This is a genomic window from Bradyrhizobium sp. USDA 4541 (genome assembly GCF_024171085.1).
GTDB classification, from domain to species: Bacteria; Pseudomonadota; Alphaproteobacteria; order Rhizobiales; family Xanthobacteraceae; genus Bradyrhizobium; species Bradyrhizobium australafricanum.
This window is the reverse complement of sequence record NZ_JALJZF010000001.1, coordinates 3616667-3631673: the sequence shown is the minus strand read 5'-3', so window position 1 is coordinate 3631673 and position 15007 is coordinate 3616667. Positions and strand designations below refer to the sequence as shown.

The 15007-nt window shown below is 64.9% G+C and carries 13 protein-coding genes; 4 read left to right on the top strand and 9 right to left on the bottom strand.

The features are described from left to right. Positions 1 to 7: 7 nt before the first annotated feature. From J2R80_RS17035 to J2R80_RS17015, 5 genes are all read right to left on the bottom strand, one after another. Entirely contained in the window at positions 8 to 1042 is a 1035-nt protein-coding gene (locus J2R80_RS17035; protein ID WP_245311888.1) for a MoxR family ATPase, read from the bottom strand. A gap of 4 nt (positions 1043 to 1046) precedes the next feature. Beyond that, the gene (locus J2R80_RS17030) at positions 1047 to 3581 is read right to left on the bottom strand and encodes a fused MFS/spermidine synthase (protein WP_253638949.1); all 2535 of its coding nucleotides are present in this window, start codon (positions 3579 to 3581) and stop codon (positions 1047 to 1049) included. A gap of 68 nt (positions 3582 to 3649) precedes the next feature. After that, on the bottom strand, positions 3650 to 5293 hold the full coding sequence (locus J2R80_RS17025) for an arylsulfatase (RefSeq protein WP_141339640.1): 1644 nt from the start codon (positions 5291 to 5293) through the stop codon (positions 3650 to 3652). Positions 5294 to 5295: 2 nt separating this feature from the next. Continuing rightward, entirely contained in the window at positions 5296 to 6315 is a 1020-nt protein-coding gene (locus tag J2R80_RS17020; protein ID WP_253638948.1) for a formylglycine-generating enzyme family protein, read from the bottom strand. Positions 6316 to 6336: 21 nt separating this feature from the next. After that, complete coding sequence (locus J2R80_RS17015) at positions 6337 to 6789, bottom strand: hypothetical protein (RefSeq protein ID WP_253638947.1); 453 nt, start codon at positions 6787 to 6789, stop codon at positions 6337 to 6339. 546 nt (positions 6790 to 7335) lie between these two features. Between J2R80_RS17015 and J2R80_RS17010 the strand changes: the two genes are divergently transcribed. Next, entirely contained in the window at positions 7336 to 8289 is a 954-nt protein-coding gene (locus J2R80_RS17010) for a helix-turn-helix domain-containing protein (protein WP_253638946.1), read from the top strand. 129 nt (positions 8290 to 8418) lie between these two features. Here the strand turns inward: J2R80_RS17010 and J2R80_RS17005 are convergent, their stop codons facing one another. Next, positions 8419 to 9288 (bottom strand): DUF2066 domain-containing protein, encoded by an 870-nt coding sequence (locus J2R80_RS17005; protein ID WP_253638945.1) that lies wholly within the window; start codon positions 9286 to 9288, stop codon positions 8419 to 8421. 204 nt (positions 9289 to 9492) lie between these two features. Between J2R80_RS17005 and J2R80_RS17000 the strand changes: the two genes are divergently transcribed. Beyond that, positions 9493 to 10506, top strand: coding sequence for a zinc-binding dehydrogenase (locus J2R80_RS17000; protein ID WP_253638944.1), 1014 nt, complete (start codon positions 9493 to 9495; stop codon positions 10504 to 10506). A 249-nt stretch (positions 10507 to 10755) separates the two neighbouring features. Here the strand turns inward: J2R80_RS17000 and J2R80_RS16995 are convergent, their stop codons facing one another. Next, the gene (locus J2R80_RS16995; protein WP_225164430.1) at positions 10756 to 11529 is read right to left on the bottom strand and encodes an enoyl-CoA hydratase-related protein; all 774 of its coding nucleotides are present in this window, start codon (positions 11527 to 11529) and stop codon (positions 10756 to 10758) included. 104 nt (positions 11530 to 11633) lie between these two features. Between J2R80_RS16995 and J2R80_RS16990 the strand changes: the two genes are divergently transcribed. Both J2R80_RS16990 and J2R80_RS16985 read left to right on the top strand, forming a co-directional pair. Next, positions 11634 to 13223, top strand: coding sequence for a gamma-glutamyltransferase (locus J2R80_RS16990; RefSeq protein WP_253638943.1), 1590 nt, complete (start codon positions 11634 to 11636; stop codon positions 13221 to 13223). A gap of 129 nt (positions 13224 to 13352) precedes the next feature. Continuing rightward, on the top strand, positions 13353 to 13754 hold the full coding sequence (locus J2R80_RS16985; RefSeq protein WP_244558637.1) for a PaaI family thioesterase: 402 nt from the start codon (positions 13353 to 13355) through the stop codon (positions 13752 to 13754). Between the two features lie 12 nt (positions 13755 to 13766). Here J2R80_RS16985 and J2R80_RS16980 read toward each other — a convergent pair whose 3' ends face one another. After that, a complete protein-coding gene (locus J2R80_RS16980) occupies positions 13767 to 14462 on the bottom strand; it encodes a class I SAM-dependent methyltransferase (RefSeq protein WP_253638942.1) in 696 nt (231 codons plus the stop codon). A 7-nt stretch (positions 14463 to 14469) separates the two neighbouring features. Beyond that, positions 14470 to 14964, bottom strand: coding sequence for a hypothetical protein (locus J2R80_RS16975; RefSeq protein WP_253638941.1), 495 nt, complete (start codon positions 14962 to 14964; stop codon positions 14470 to 14472). Between the last annotated feature and the right edge of the window lie 43 nt (positions 14965 to 15007).

Below are 15007 nucleotides of genomic sequence, written 5' to 3'. Positions count from 1 at the left end.
ATGGCCCTCACGCTGCAGCGACAAGCTCGGTGATTTTGTCGATCACCTGGTCGGGGCTGATGCCCTGCGATACGGCCTCGTAGCTCAGGATCAGCCGGTGCCGCAGGCAGTCGTGGATGACGGCGCGGATGTGGTCGGGCGTGACGAAATCCTGCCCGTCGAGCCATGCGCGCGCCCGCGCGCAGCGGTCGATGGCAAGGCTGCCGCGCGGGCTGGCGCCGATCTGGATCCATTTACTCAGGGGTTCGCCGTAGCGGCCGGGAAACCGCGTCGCATAGATCAGGTCGACGATATATTTCTGTGCGAGGTCGGAGACGAAAATGCCATCGAGCTCGCCGCGCGCATCGAGGATCGCCTGCTGCGGCACCGGCGGCGGCTCGGCAGCTCCGGCTTCCGGTTTCCGCGCATTCTCGGCGCGATTGAGCTTGATGATCTCGCCTTCGGTCGCCTCGTCGGGATAGGTGATCACGACATGCATCAGGAAGCGGTCGAGCTGCGCCTCGGGAAGCGGATAGGTGCCCTCCTGCTCGATCGGATTCTCGGTGGCGAGCACCATGAACAGGTCTGGCATCTTGTAGGTCTTGCCGGCAACGGTGACCTGACGTTCTTCCATCGCTTCCAGCAGCGCCGACTGCACCTTGGCCGGCGCGCGGTTGATCTCGTCCGCGAGCACGAGGTTGGCGAAGATCGGCCCCTTCTGGAACTGGAACTGGCCGCCCTTCTCGGTCTGCAGGTAGATCTCCGCGCCGGTCACGTCCGACGGCAGCAGATCCGGCGTGAACTGCACGCGCGACAGGTCCGCGGCAAGATTCTTCGCCAGCGTCTTCACCGCCCGCGTCTTTGCTAGTCCCGGCAGGCTTTCGATCAGAAGGTTGCCGTTGGCCAGCAACCCGATCAGCATGCTCTCGACCAGATGATCCTGCCCGAGCACCGACTTGCCGATGCGCGCCTTGAGATCGAGCACGGCCTCGCGCGCCGCGGAGTCCTTGGCAGTTCGCCGCGCCGGGGCGGCCGCTAACTGTGTTGCGGCGTGATCTGACATTGCACTACGGCTCCTTGGACCCCGTAAACCACCTGTAATAGGGGTTCCGTCTCGCCGCTTGGCTGAGGCTCGCCATCTCGCGCGCGTAGGCCTGCCGGTTGCCCGCATAGGCGCTGAGGCCGGCACGATAGAACGCATCAAGATCTCGCCTTTCGCTCAGCAGAGAAGCGGTGAATTGCTCGTCCGCTCCCTTGAGCGGCGGTTCGCTACGGTACTGCCAGATGTGCGAAATCGTCCGGCTGAACTCGTCCGGACGAACCCATGTCGCGTATTCGATCCGCGGCCTGTCGTCCGTCACCGCCGGCGCGTCCGCCGCGTAGCGCACGAGCCCGTCGCGGTCGGTGATCCAGGTTGCGATCAGCGCCGCGACCGAGTTGACGCCGACCGCGGAAAGCGCCGCAGACGTCTCGGGCTGATTGAATCTCGCGCTGATGCGCTCCGCATCCAACTGAATCGGACGACGCGACCCGACAAGCAACATTTCATGCAGCTCCGATGTCCACAGAGACGCGTACGGAAACACATCGATGAAGCTGCGAACCAGTGCGCGCGTGTCCTCGTCGTTCTGCGTTGGCAGCGGCAACCACTGCGCGACAATCCCGTCGTCGTTCAGTCGCGACGAAGCCAGACGATAAAAATCGCGAGAATAGAGATTGACGACGCCCACCGCCGATGGCGGCGGCGGCTCCAGCGTGATCAGGTCGTAGGTCTGGCTCTCGCGCTGCAGGAGGCGACGGCCGTCGCCCAAGCGCTTCTCCAATCCCGGGTCGGACGCGGCGTTGAAGGTGCCGTCGAATATCGGAGCCGCACGAAGGACCGCCGGGAGCAGCTCACCCACCACCCTCCTGTCGAGAGCAGGGAATTGCGAGAGAGCGCCGGCCGTAATGCCCGTACCGTAGCCGATCACCAGGGCTGATTTCGGCTCGCCATTGTGAATGATGAGAGGCAGGAGCGCTTGCAGCCGCATGTAGCGCAGCGACGGCATGGCGTCGCCGGAATTGGATACGCCCTGGATATAGAGCCGGCGGAAGCGGCCGGTGTTGACCACCGCAACGGTCCCACCCGGGCTCTCTTCATAGAACATGATTTTTCCCGACCGCGCTGCCGGCAACAATTGGGCAAATCGGTCGGACGGCGTGGCGACCGCAGCGACGATGCAGGCTGCGCCGACCGCGTATGCCAGTCCAACACCGGTGCGGCTCGAGCGACCGCCCCAGCAGGCCAAGACACCCAGCAGGCCGGCACCGATTGCGAGCAATGCAAGGGTGTGGACAAGCCCGAGCCAGGGCAGAAGCACGAAGCCGGTGAGAAGCGCGCCGCCTACACCGCCCAGGGTATTGACCGCCACGACGGCGCCAACGTCCTGCCCGATGTGCGCATCCCGCACCACCAGACGCAGCGCCACCGGAAAGGCCGCCCCGAGCAGCAAGGTCGGCACGAATACGATGCAGAACGCTGCCACCGCGAAGCGGGCGCACATGCCGGCGAACTGGTTTTCGGTAAGGCGGAGCACGAACGCCTCGGTCGCCGTCTGCGCGACCACGAGCCAATGGCCCAGTGCCGCGATCTCGATCAAGGCCAGGAACCCGGCGCCCGCGATCAGAAGGCCAAAGACACTCCAGGAATCGCGGATCCGGTCGATCACGCGCGCAACGATCGCGGCACCCGCCGCGAGTCCCGCGAGGTACGTCGCAAGCACCACGGAAAACGCGAAACTGCGCGTACTCATGAACTGAACGATGGACTGGGACCAGATGACCTCATAGCCGAGGGCAATTGCGCCGGCGGCGGCGTAGAGGGCGACGGCCAATCCGACCCGACGCGGTTGATGCGCCGCCGCGCGGCCGGCAGGCTTGATCCTCGCCGACGCCAGGGGAATCCGGCCGAGCACCGTTGCCCCCGCCGCCGCGAGGACATTGAGGGTCGCCGCCGCGATCGAGGTCCCTTGCACCCCGAACAGCGGAATGAGGACAAACATCGGCAGCAGAGCGCCAAGAATCGCGCCGGCGGTGTTGGCGGCGTATAGCCGGCCACCGACGCGGCCGGCATCGCCGGAATTCTGCAGCACCGCGCGCACAAGGACCGGCAGCGTTCCACCCATCAGAAGCGGGGCGATGCCGACCAGAACGAACACCATGGCCCATGCGAGCAGGCCGCTCGCGCTCTCGATCGCCACGAAGACCGGCGCGATATTCGCCAGGATCAATGTGGTGGCGACGCCGGTTATGCCGATGCCGATCTCGATCGCGATGTAGAGTTTCGCCGGCTGGCTGGCGCGGTCAGCCCTTCCACCAAAGATCAGGCCGCCCAACGCCAGGCCGGTAAAGAAGGCGCTCACGGCGGTCGTGATGGCGTAGACATCAGCGCCGACCACGAGCGAGAGCTGCTTGATCCAGATCACCTGGTAGATCAGGCCGGCGGCACCCGAGACGAACGCCAGCGCCGCTGCGACGAGCCTCCGGCTTGCGCCGGCGTCCAGATTCTTTCGGTGTGCTCGGGTCGCGGTCGATGCAGACCCTATGCTCGATCGAGCATCCATCCGCCAGTCCCCTTGGATACAGTGCGAGACAGGCCGATACCACTGGCCTGTCTCGCAGGGCCTCGCGACTATTCGAGACCGCGCTTCTTGAACGATTCATCGACCTTCTTGTCGACGGCACGACGAATCTGGTCGATGCTGAAGCTCGCAATCCGCTGGCTTGGCGGATATTCAACAAGGGTCTGCAGGAACGCTGCCGCCTTGATTTGTGCCTGAGCGATCATGTACGCGTTCTCTACCCGCCATTGATCGTACATGCTACCCGATATCTCCGCGTGTTCGTACGGATCCATGCGCAGATTGAATATCTTTGGCACGCGCAAAGGCGTGAACGGGTGGGCCCAGACGTCGAACTGGCCGGGCTGATCCTGCCGTTCAAAGGTATGTTTCCAATCGCCGTTTCGCATCGCAACGAGATCACCGTCGTCGTTGAAGTAGTAGAACTCGTTGCGTGCGCTCTTGTCGGCCTTGCCCGTGATGTAGTCGAGCTGGTTGAACCCGTCGAGGTGATTGCGGAAGGTGGTCGAGCCGCCTTGCGGCTGCCAGCCGGTGAGCAGGCGATCCTTCACCCCGGGATCGCCGGCGGCGGCAAGGAGCGTCGGGAACCAGTCGAGACCTGACACGATTCCGTTGGCAACCTCGCCTGCCTTGACGTGGCCGGGCCAACGGATCATCGCTGGCACACGGAATGCGCCTTCCCAATTGGTGTCCTTCTCCGACCGGAAGGGCGTCGTCGCTGCATCCGGCCAGGTGAACGCGTTCGGGCCGTTGTCCGTGCTGAAGACGACGATCGTGTTGTCTGCGATCTTCAGGTCATCGAGCGTCTTGAGCAGCTTTCCGACGTTCATGTCCATCTCGACCATGCCGTCAGCGTATTCATTGCCCGGCATGCCGCTTTGCCCGCGCATCGAGGCACGAACGTGGGTAAAGATGTGCATGCGAGTGAAGTTCATCCAGGTAAAGAACGGCCTGTTGGCCTTTGCCTGTCGCGTGACGAAATCGATCGCAGCACCTGTAGTCTCGTCATCGACTGTCTCCATCCGCTTCCTGGTAAGCGGGCCGGTATCCTCGATCTTGCCGTCGGCGGAAGCTTTGAGGACGCCACGCGGCGAATAGGCTTTGACGAAAGCTGCGTCGTCCTTCGGCCAGTATGGCCGCTCGGGCTCTTCTTCGGCGTTAAGATGATAAAGATTGCCGAAAAACTCATCGAAGCCGTGATTGGTCGGCAGGTATTCATCACGATCGCCGAGATGGTTCTTGCCGAACTGACCTGTGGCGTAGCCGAGAGGCTTCAGGGCCTGCGCGATAGTTATGTCGCCCTTCTGCAAGCCGACCGGTGCTCCCGGAATACCGACTTTGCAGAGGCCGGTCCGCAGGCAGACCTGTCCGGTGATGAAGGTGGAGCGGCCGGCGGTGCAGCTATTCTCGGCATAATAGTCGGTGAAGATCATGCCTTCATTGGCAATGCGGTCAATGTTCGGTGTTTTGTAACCGACCAGCCCGCGGGTATAGGCGCTGATGTTGGACTGGCCGACATCGTCGCCGAAGATCACGAGAATGTTCGGCTTGGCCGCGTTCGGCTGCTGCGCTGACGCGGGAGACCCGGCAAATGGCGCCAGGCTTGTCGCGACCAACGCCGCCGCGAACAAGCCACGAAGCAGCCCTCCGCGACTACCGGACTGCCTGGCAACGATATTGCTCTCATCGCTCATTCTTACGCTCCTTGCTTGTCGAAAGGTTTTGGCGACGGTTGAGAATCGGGTCGGCGCACCACGCAGCGAAAGCCGACATGGCTGGTCGACGTATCGACCGGTTCGGCATGCCGTGCGGCGGGGCGATAGCGGCGGCAATAGTTCGGGGCACAGAGATGCGAGCCGCCCTTCAGCACCTTCCGCGGAATCTTGATCGCGGGCTGGGCGGGGTCGTAGCTCGCCTCCTCGCGACCGCCGCGCGGATTCTGCGGGATGCAGCAGGGCTTCGCGGCGTCGGCCTCATGACGGGCGGACCACCAGTCGGCGGTCCACTCCCAGACATTGCCGATCATGTCGTGGACGCCGTAGCCATTGGGCGGAAACGCGGTCACCGGCGAGGTCCGGTCGAAGCCGTCCTCGCAGAGGTTCTGAATCGGGAAATTGCCCTGCCAGGTATTGGCCATGTGCTTGCCGCCGGGCGTCAAGGCGTTGCCCCAGGCGAACTCCTCGGCCTCGAGCCCGCCGCGCGCCGCGAACTCCCACTCGGCTTCGGTCGGAAGCTCCTTGCCGGCCCATTTGGCGTAGGCGAGCGCATCGGCATAGGCGACGTGGACCACCGGATGGCTGCCGAGCACGTTGATGTTGCTGCGCGGGCCGTAGGGGCGGCGCCAGTTCGCGCCCTTCATCAAGGTCCACCATTGGCTCCAGTCGCGCAGGGTGGTGACGCGGCGCGGCGGCTGAAACACCAGCGAGCCGGCGTAGAGCATATGCGGCAGCGCACCCGGATATTGCGCAGGATCCGGCGGTCGCTCGGCGACCGTGATGTGCCCGGTCTCCCGCACGAATTCGCGGAATTGAGCGTTGGTCACCGGGGTGCGGTCGATCCAGAAGCCGTCGACCGAGGCGCGATGCGCCGGCGCCTCCTCGGGATAGTGATGGTCGGAGCCCATGCGGAACGTGCCGCCGGGAATCCAGACCATGTCGTCGGTCTGGACGGGGTCGTCACGCTCTCGTTCAGTGGAGGCGATCTCTACCCGGGACATGGCGATGCACCTCTTTGGGCATTACCGCGAGCAGTAGTCCCAGAAGCCCTGTGTTCGAGACGGGTCGGTGTAGTACCAGCACATGCCCGCTGCCGGTGCCGGTCCCGCCCAGGCGGCTGCGCTCGCCGCGCTGACGAACCCGATCGCTGCGCCGGCCGCGACCGCGCCCCCGACCGGCCAGCCGTACCAGCCGGGCCGCGCCCAACCTACCGGCCGCGGTCCGACCCAGCGCGTGCCGCCGCCGTGCCAGCCGGGGCGAACGCCCGGCCCCACCACCGTCCGGCTCCGGTAAGCTACCGCACCGCCGCGCGGTCCGACGGCAACGCCGCCCCGGCGCGCGACAGCGCGCACCTGCACAACGTTGCCGCTGCCTTCCTGCTGTGTGATGATCGGCAGTGAAGCGGAAGAGCCGATGCTGACCGCCGACGCGGGGCCTGCTTGCGCGACGATCGCGGCTGCTCCGAAGAGCGCCAAACGGAAAATCCTGTTGAAGATCGTAGCCTTACGATCTCGGTGACCGAACGTCGTGCATGATTGCGTCGTGCCTGAGTGCATTGTCGCGCCCTTCCATTTTTCTGTGCTGCACTTTTCGGCAGCGTTGATCCGTCAGGTCTTCTTCCCTTTCTCCTCCGTTGCCAATCCATGTGCACACTTGCATGCACAGTGCTCTTCATCGTGCCTCGTTCCACTGGACGTTGTCACGAGCGAATTCTGCTGTCAGTTCAAACGATAGCGAAACGCACTATACAAGTGATGTGCACTTTGTGCCAATCTCAACCCCGAGGCGTGCAGGCTTAACGAAAGATGCTCCAATTCGATCAATCCGATCCGGTCGGCCTTATTGCTTTCTCGGAAAAACAAGCGAAAATCCGCACGTTTGCAAATCCGCATCACGATCTCGCCATGCGAATCAAACCAATTTAGGCACATTGTCGCGGGGCACACTTTTTGTACCGACTTGCACCGACTTCAAGCATTTGGTTTTAGTAGATTAATCGCGCTGCAGTTGTGAACGTGGATATGGGCCAACACCTGACGGTTAGCACCGGCGAGCTTGACGGCTTCGAGGGTCTTTACGATGCCGTCAAAGGCTCGCATGTCGATGTCATGCAGCTTGAGCGCGGCAAGTTGCGCGGCACATTGTCTCACGTCGGGATCGGTGATTTTTCGCTCAGCATCGGCGCATTCAATGTCGGGGTCCGCACCCAGCGCATCTCGACCGATCCCAAGCTGATCATCGGGATGCTGCTGAACGCGACCGACCGTGTCACGCATTGGGCGTTCGACATGCAGCCGGCCGATGTGCTGGTGATTCCGCCGTCGGTCGAGCATGACGGGGTCTTTCACAGCGCTTCGTCCTACGCGGCCATCCGCTTCGACCTCGCCGATCTGCCCGACATATTCGGCGGCGAGCCGCGGCTCGCCGACGCCGAAACCTGGCAGGCGAAGAACCACTTTCGCGCCGACCCCACGATCGGCATGGGCGCGGCGGACAAACTGCCACGGATCGTCGCGCACCTTGCGCGCTATCCGGACGCCTTGACGGACGCGTCGGCCGCCTTCTGGAAGCGCGCGATCATCGACTGCGTGACCGCGACCGTCGTGACCTCGCTGCCGCCCGACGGAACGAGCTATCTGCCGTCGGCGATGCGCCTGGTGCGCCATGTCGAGGACTATCTGCACGCCGCGGGCACGCGCCCGGTCCATGTCTCGGAAATCTGCACCGAGCTTCGGCTGTCGCGACGCAGCCTGCACCGCGCCTTCCACGAGGTGTTCGGGGTCGGCCCGGTAACATTCCTGCGCTACAAGCGGCTCTGCATGATCCGTTCGATCTTGCGCGAAAGCACCCCGGACCAGACCACCGTCTCCAAGGTTGCGATCGAACAGGGCTTCATCGAGCTCGGGCGCTTCTCGCAATATTACCGCACGATGTTCGGGGAATATCCGTCGCAGACGCTTGGCTACGCCGGGTAGAGCGTTTTCGAGCGAAGTGGATACCGGTTCGCGTGAAGAAAACGCGTCAAAATGAGAATCTAGAGCCCCGTTCCGATTCAATCGGAACGGAAAGGGCTCTAGCGCGATCCAGCCGCTGCGCGCGCAAGCTCATTTCGATCGCCCCGGATCGCCATTGCCCGACAGCACCTGCGCGGCGCCGCCGATGCCGCGGCGGAAGGCTTCATCGAAGGTGACGCCGCGAAACTGCCATTTGTAATCCTTGCCGTGCCAGGCCATCCGCCATTGCGTGGCCCAGCCGAGATCCTTGTCGTCCCAGACCAGCCGACCGAGCAGGGTGGCCTCGCCGCCTTGCGGCGCGACGATCGAACTCAGCTTCGCCGGCGGCGTCTTCAACAGTTCGGCAGCGGTGAGGTTGGCGCTCGTCAAGTCGGTTGTCTCAGGCAGCACGAAGCGCATGCCGCGCTTGCCGGCCGCAGCCGCAAGCGCGTCGCGTTGCAGGTCGGACTGCGTCCCGTCGGATGTGACAATGTAATCCTTCGGGCCGTGCTGCATCTCGGCGAAGACGCCGAGCACCGGTCGCTGCGACCGCCACGGCTTGAGACCGAGCCTGGCGAGAATGCCGTCGATCTTCTTCTCGTCGAAATTCACCGTCAGGTCGTAGGGCCGGTCGCGGGTGCCCTGCTCGTCATGATGCGGCTTGCCGGCATATTGATCGTGATAGTCGAAACTGCTGACGAACGCCTTGGCCTTCGATTTGTACGCGGCAAGCCGGTGGTCGCCTGCCAGCATTGGCTGACCGGAAACCTTGATCAGGACGTCCTCCAGACACGCCCCGAAGCCAATGATGCGGTTCGGCTCGCCCTGGCCGGTGACGACGGTCTGCGCGCGATAGAGGCTGTCGTCTGCCGCGGCCATCGCACCACCGCAAGCGATCCATGCAGCGGCAAGCAGCACGCGAACCGCGCCGCGTGCGAGCGTGGCGAGCAGATCGCGCTTCGTCTCAAGCAAGGCAGCCATGGTCACCTCCGCTCGGTCACTTCATTGACGGCTCAGATTGGCGGTATTTCCCGGTCGCGCGCCAGCGCGTTCGGGCATGGGCGCCATTCCATCAACCCCACTGCGCGCTATGGCCACGCGCGGCAGGCCTGACATATGCTCAGCGCATGCGTGGCAGCGCCGCGAGCGCAGCCCAAGACAAGAGCACCGAGCAGGAGACGTTCCGTGAAATGCTATGAGTTGCAAGGCCCCGGCGGCGTCGACGCGCTGGCGCTGGTCGACAAGCCGGTTCCGCAAGCCGGCCCGGGCGAGGTCCTGGTGCGGCTGAAGGCGGCGACGCTGAACTATCGCGACCTGCTCACGGTCAAGGGCGGTTACGGCTCGCGCCAGAAATTTCCGCTGGTGCCGGTCTCCGACGGCGCCGGCGTGGTCGAGGCGGTCGGCGCCGGCGTCAGGACCTTCGCACCCGGCGATCGCGTGATCGGCAGCTTCTTCGAAAGCTGGCTCGCCGGCGAGCCGAGCGAGGCGCGGATGCGCGCGGCGCTCGGCGGCAGCGTCGACGGTGTGCTGACCGAGTACCGGGTCTTCCCCGCGCATGCGCTGGTGCGCACGCCGGATCATCTGAACGATATCGAGGCCGCGGCACTGCCATGCGCCGGCCTCACGGCGTGGAGCGCGGTGGTCAAGCTCGGCGACCTCAAGCCGGGGCAGACGGTGCTGACCCAGGGCACCGGCGGCGTCTCGCTGTTCGCGCTGCAATTCGCCAAGATGTGCGGCGCCCGCGTCATCGCGACATCCTCCAGCGACGCCAAAATCGCGCGGCTGAAGCAGCTCGGCGCCGATGTCACGCTTAACTACAAGTCCACGCCCGATTGGGGCAAGAAGGCGCGCGAACTCACCGGACGCGGTGTCGATCTCGTCGTCGAGGTCGGCGGCGTCGGCACGCTGAACGAGTCGATCCGCGCCACCAGGATCGGCGGCACCATCGCCTTTATCGGCGTGCTCGCGGGTCCCGCCTCCTCCGACACGCGGCTGCCGCTGATGGTGATGCAGCAGCAGCGGTTGCAAGGCGTCACCGTCGGCTCGATCGAGGATCTGCAGGCGCTGTGCGACGGCATCAGCCTGCACGGCGTCAAGCCTGTCATCGACAAGGTGTTCGCGTTTGACCAGGCCAAGGCAGCGTTCGCCCACATGGCGAGTGGCGCGCATTTCGGCAAGATCGCGATTGCGATCGGCTAGCACGCGCACGATCAAGGCCTGGAGCATCCTGAGATTGCGCCGAACAGCGACGGCGCTGCGCTCCCTCGCCCCGTTCTTACGGGGAGAGGGTTGGGGTGAGGGGCTGCCTCCGCATATGTCTGGTGATAGCTGTATTCGCGGAGACTCCCCCTCACCCGGAACGCATCGAACGATGCGTTCCGACCTCTCCCCGCACGCGGGGCGAGGTGAAGCGGAGCCGCCGCTCGATTTAGGTAAGCTCATCCCGCTCTAGCGTCCCGTGAACTGAGCCTTGCGTTTCTCGACGAAGGCCTGGCGGCCTTCCTTCGCGTCGGCGCTCTCGCGGATCACCTGCTGGAGCTCGATCTCGCGGCGAAACTGATCGGCGTAGCTGGCGTGCTCGCTCTCCTCGAGGAGCTGCCGCGTCGCGACCAGCGCGCGCGTCGGTCCGTCCGCAAGGCGGCCGGCAAGCGCCTTCGCCTCGTCGAGCAGCCTTGCATCATCGACCACGTCACGCACCAACCCCCACTCCTTGGCCCGCTCGGCCGGCAGCGGCTCGTTCAGCAGCATCAGGTCGAGCGCGCGTTGGCGGCCGATCAGGCGCGGCAACAGCCAGGTCGAGCCGAGATCGGGCACCAGGCCGATCCGGCTGAACACCTGGATGAAGCTCGCCGAGCGCGCCGCCAGGATGATGTCGCCGGACATCGCGAGGCTGAAGCCGCCGCCGGCCGCGACGCCGTTGACCGCGACCACCACCGGCACGCGGCATTCGCGCAAGGCCTGCATCGCCGGCCAATAATGCCTCATCACGCCGGTGTAGATATTGTCGCCGAGCGACTGGAACGCCTTGAGGTTCTGCCCGGAGCAGAAGCCGCGTCCCTCCCCGGTCAGGACCAGCGCGCGGATGTCCGGGTCGAGGCTCATCTCGCCGACGGCGCGCGCGAGATCGCCGAGCAGTTCCGGCGTCATGGCGTTCAGGCTCGCGGGATCGTTGAGCGTCAGGATGCCGACCTTGCCGTCCCGTTCACGCTTCACACCAGTCATTTTCCGCTCCCTGAAATTGGTTCTTGTTGTTGCACTGACAGTGCCATGCTTGGCATGCTACGCCAACGTGTCCCACCCGCAACAAGAACAGCGAAAGCAACGCCATGTCCGACCAGTTCTCCAACTCGCAAGTGATCCGCAAGCCGGCCGTCAGCGCCAAGGGCGGCATCGTCGCCGCACAGTCGCGCCGGGCGGCCGAGGTCGGCGCGGAGGTATTGGCTGATGGCGGCGATTGCGTCGACGCCGTGATCGCAACCACCTTCGCGCTTGGCGTCGTGGAGCCGTGGATGAGCGGCGCCGGCGGCGGCGGCGCGATGGTGCTCTATCGCGCCAAGGAGAACCGCGTCGAGGTGATCGACTACGGCATGCGCGCACCCGACGGCCTGCGCATCGAGGATTATCCGCTGACTGGCGGTGCGGCCTCCGACCTGTTCCCCTGGGCGCGGGTCAAGGACGACCGCAACCTGCACGGCCCCGGCTCGATCGCTGTGCCCGGCGTCGTTGCCGGCATGGAGGAAGCGCATCGCCGCCACGCCAAAATGGCGTGGAAGGATCTGCTGGCACCGAGCGTCAAGCTCGCCGGCGACGGCCTTTTGGTCGATTGGTGGACCACCGCGATGATCGCAAGCTCCGCGGCCGATCTGCGGCGCTATCCCGCCAGCGCGGCGGCGTATCTGCAAGATGGCCTGCCGCCGAATGCGCAATGGGGCATCAGGTCGGTGGTCCGCATGCCGCAGGACAGGCTGAAGGCCACGATGGCGCAGCTCGCCGCGGCCGGCCCGCGCGATTTCTACGAGGGCGATCTGGCGCGCAGCATCGCCGACGACATCCAGGCCGCCGGCGGCGCGCTGTCGGTGCGCGACCTCGCCGCCTTCCGCGCCCATCTGCGCGAGCCGTTGAAAATTCCGTATCGCGGCGGCACGGTCTATGCGACGCCGGAGCTGACCGCGGGTCCGACCATGGCGCGCACGCTCGGCCTTTTGCAAAAGGCGCTGGCGCCCGCGCAGGGCGGTCCGGATGCGGCGGCCTACGCAGCCTATGCCGAGGCGCTGCAAGCCGCCTATCGCGAGCGCCTGAAGGACATGGGCGACGTCGATGGCCGGCGCGCGCTCGGCGCCGAAGCAATCGCGCCAAGCTGCACCACGCATTTCTCCGCGGTCGACCGCGACGGCAACATGGCCGCGGTGACGCAGACGCTTCTGTCGACCTTCGGCTCCAAATTCGTGACGCCGAACACCGGGCTGACCATGAACAACGGCATCATGTGGTTCGATCCGACGCAAGGCAATCCGAACTCGCTCGCGCCCGGCAAGCGCTGCCTGACCAACTACACGCCGGTCGTGGCGCAGGCCGCCGACGGCCGCACGCTTGCCGCCGGCGCATCGGGCGGCCGCCGCATCCTGCCGGCCGTGTCGCAACTGCTCTCCTTCGTGATGGATTTCGGCATGGATCTCGACGCCGCGATCCACCAGCCCCGGATCGACGCCAGCGAAGGCGCCGTGGTGATCGGCGACAAGCGCCTGCCCGCGAGCGTGCGCGAGGCGCTGCGCGGCCGCTTCGACTTCGAGGAAGCCCGCATCCAGACCCTGCCGATGAAGTTCGCCTGCCCGAGCGTCGTGCTGCGCGACGGCGCCACCAACAGCGGCGTCACCGAGCCGTTCCAGCCCTGGGGCGATGCGGTCGCGGAGGGGTGACGGCAAGTCGCGCGGTTCATTGAGGTCGTCGTCCCTGCTCCCGTGCGCAATTGCGCACTAGGCAGGGACGACACCGAGTTTATTGCATGAGCCAGACGGGCTGATACTTTTGGACCGACAACAATTGCGGTGACCGGCTTGAGTGAAGCAAGCGCAGACGTGCCGCCCGGCGCGCAACTTCTTGGGCGCGAGTGGCTGGGCTTCGACGGTGAAATCGCCACAGTCCGTTTCGAGGCGCAACCCTTGTTCACCAACCGCCATGGAACGATCCAGGGCGGTTTCCTTGCCGCGATGCTGGATTCAGCCACCGGTCTCGGCGCCCTCGCAGCGCTGCCCGCAACGCGGACCGTCGTGACGAGGACCCTCACCACGCGGTTTCTCAAACCGGCGCGCGTCGGCCCGATCACGGCCAAGGCGAAGGTCATCTCGCAGACCGACCGCGACATGATCGTCGAAGCCGATCTGATCGACGCCAGCGATGTGACGGTCGCCAGCGCCACGGCCGAGTTGCGGATTCTGGACAAGCGATAGTCCGCAGCCCGATCAGCAATCCCTACATCGCGCCAGCAGGGTGACTTCGTTCAGTCCGTAGCCGTCGACGGTCTCGACGGTGCAGCCAAGCTCGCGTTCGCAATAATCGATCCACGCCTCGGGGCTGGTGCAATAGAGCTGCACCGGCGACGCATCGGCGGCCGCCGTGCCTTCCGTCCCGCCGGTAACGAAGTTGACGCTGAAGCCGCGCAGGCTGGCGCGGCGCAGGTCGGCCAGCATCCCGGCGACAAATGCCTCCCAGGATCGGCGGCAGCCGCCGACATCGACATTCATGATGCCGCTCGCGACCGAATAGGTCGCGCGACGCAGGCCGCCCTTGCCGACCTTGAAGCGGCGCCCCGGCGCCGAGAAACGGCGGCGCGCGCGGCTGACCATGGCGAGCGACAGGTCGATCCCGAGATAGTCGATCTCCGCTTGCGGATGGCGCCTTGCGAGATAGGCGCACAGCGCGCCGTATCCGCAGCCGATGTCGTTCAGGCTGAACGGTGCGGAGAAGTCGCAGAGCTTCAGCAACTGGACGAAGCGCAGGTCCTGGGTGGCCTGGCAGGACCAGTCCACTCCGCGCGGGGTGGCGCCGTATTTGGCGACCCGCGCGCTGTAGTAGGATTCGACATCGGCATAGAGGTCGGAGAACCGCGCCCGGTCGCCTTCGGCGCCGACACCTGCGGTCTCCGCTGCGATGCTCACGTCTTGCTCATTTCTTGGCTTTGGCCCGCCGCTGCTTCGCCATCGCAGCAAGCTCCTTGCGGGCGACCTGGCTTGGCTTGGTCGGGATCGACAGAACCCGATACGACTGGGTCGAGTAGATCAGCGGCGTATGGCCATCGGCTGCAAACGTCACCTTCGGATTTTCCTTCATGGCGTGAACGCTAACCAGCACCGGCAGATACGGACCCTGCGTGAGCGCCTGTCGGAACGCCTGGACCACCCGCTTGTATCCGCTCACATTGGGCTGATCGGAAGGATAGTCCTTCAGCGTGCCGAGGAAAGTATACCAGCGCTTCCGCTCGACCCGGTCGGCCGGCTCGATCCCGATCAACCGGAACGACTGTTCGAGGGGATGATTGGGAGAGAAGATGTCGAACTCCTTTTGCAGCTCCACCATCTCCATGATCCCGCTGGGACCAAACCGCTTGTTCAGCAGATCAAGGACATCGCGCGTCGTATCGTCTTGAATCATCCGTCCCATTAAAACCCCCTCAGTACCTTGTTTCCAGAAATGAAAAATCGTC

Excerpts from the sequence above, each read along its gene's own strand:
- J2R80_RS17035 (WP_245311888.1), bottom strand. The coding sequence starts at position 1,042 with ATGTCAGATCACGCCGCAACACAGTTAGCGGCCGCCCCGGCGCGGCGA.
- J2R80_RS17030 (WP_253638949.1), bottom strand. The coding sequence starts at position 3,581 with ATGGATGCTCGATCGAGCATAGGGTCTGCATCGACCGCGACCCGAGCA.
- J2R80_RS17025 (WP_141339640.1), bottom strand. The coding sequence starts at position 5,293 with ATGAGCGATGAGAGCAATATCGTTGCCAGGCAGTCCGGTAGTCGCGGA.
- J2R80_RS17020 (WP_253638948.1), bottom strand. The coding sequence starts at position 6,315 with ATGTCCCGGGTAGAGATCGCCTCCACTGAACGAGAGCGTGACGACCCC.
- J2R80_RS17010 (WP_253638946.1), top strand. The coding sequence starts at position 7,336 with ATGGGCCAACACCTGACGGTTAGCACCGGCGAGCTTGACGGCTTCGAG.
- J2R80_RS17005 (WP_253638945.1), bottom strand. The coding sequence starts at position 9,288 with ATGGCTGCCTTGCTTGAGACGAAGCGCGATCTGCTCGCCACGCTCGCA.
- J2R80_RS16995 (WP_225164430.1), bottom strand. The coding sequence starts at position 11,529 with ATGACTGGTGTGAAGCGTGAACGGGACGGCAAGGTCGGCATCCTGACG.
- J2R80_RS16990 (WP_253638943.1), top strand. The coding sequence starts at position 11,634 with ATGTCCGACCAGTTCTCCAACTCGCAAGTGATCCGCAAGCCGGCCGTC.
- J2R80_RS16975 (WP_253638941.1), bottom strand. The coding sequence starts at position 14,964 with ATGGGACGGATGATTCAAGACGATACGACGCGCGATGTCCTTGATCTG.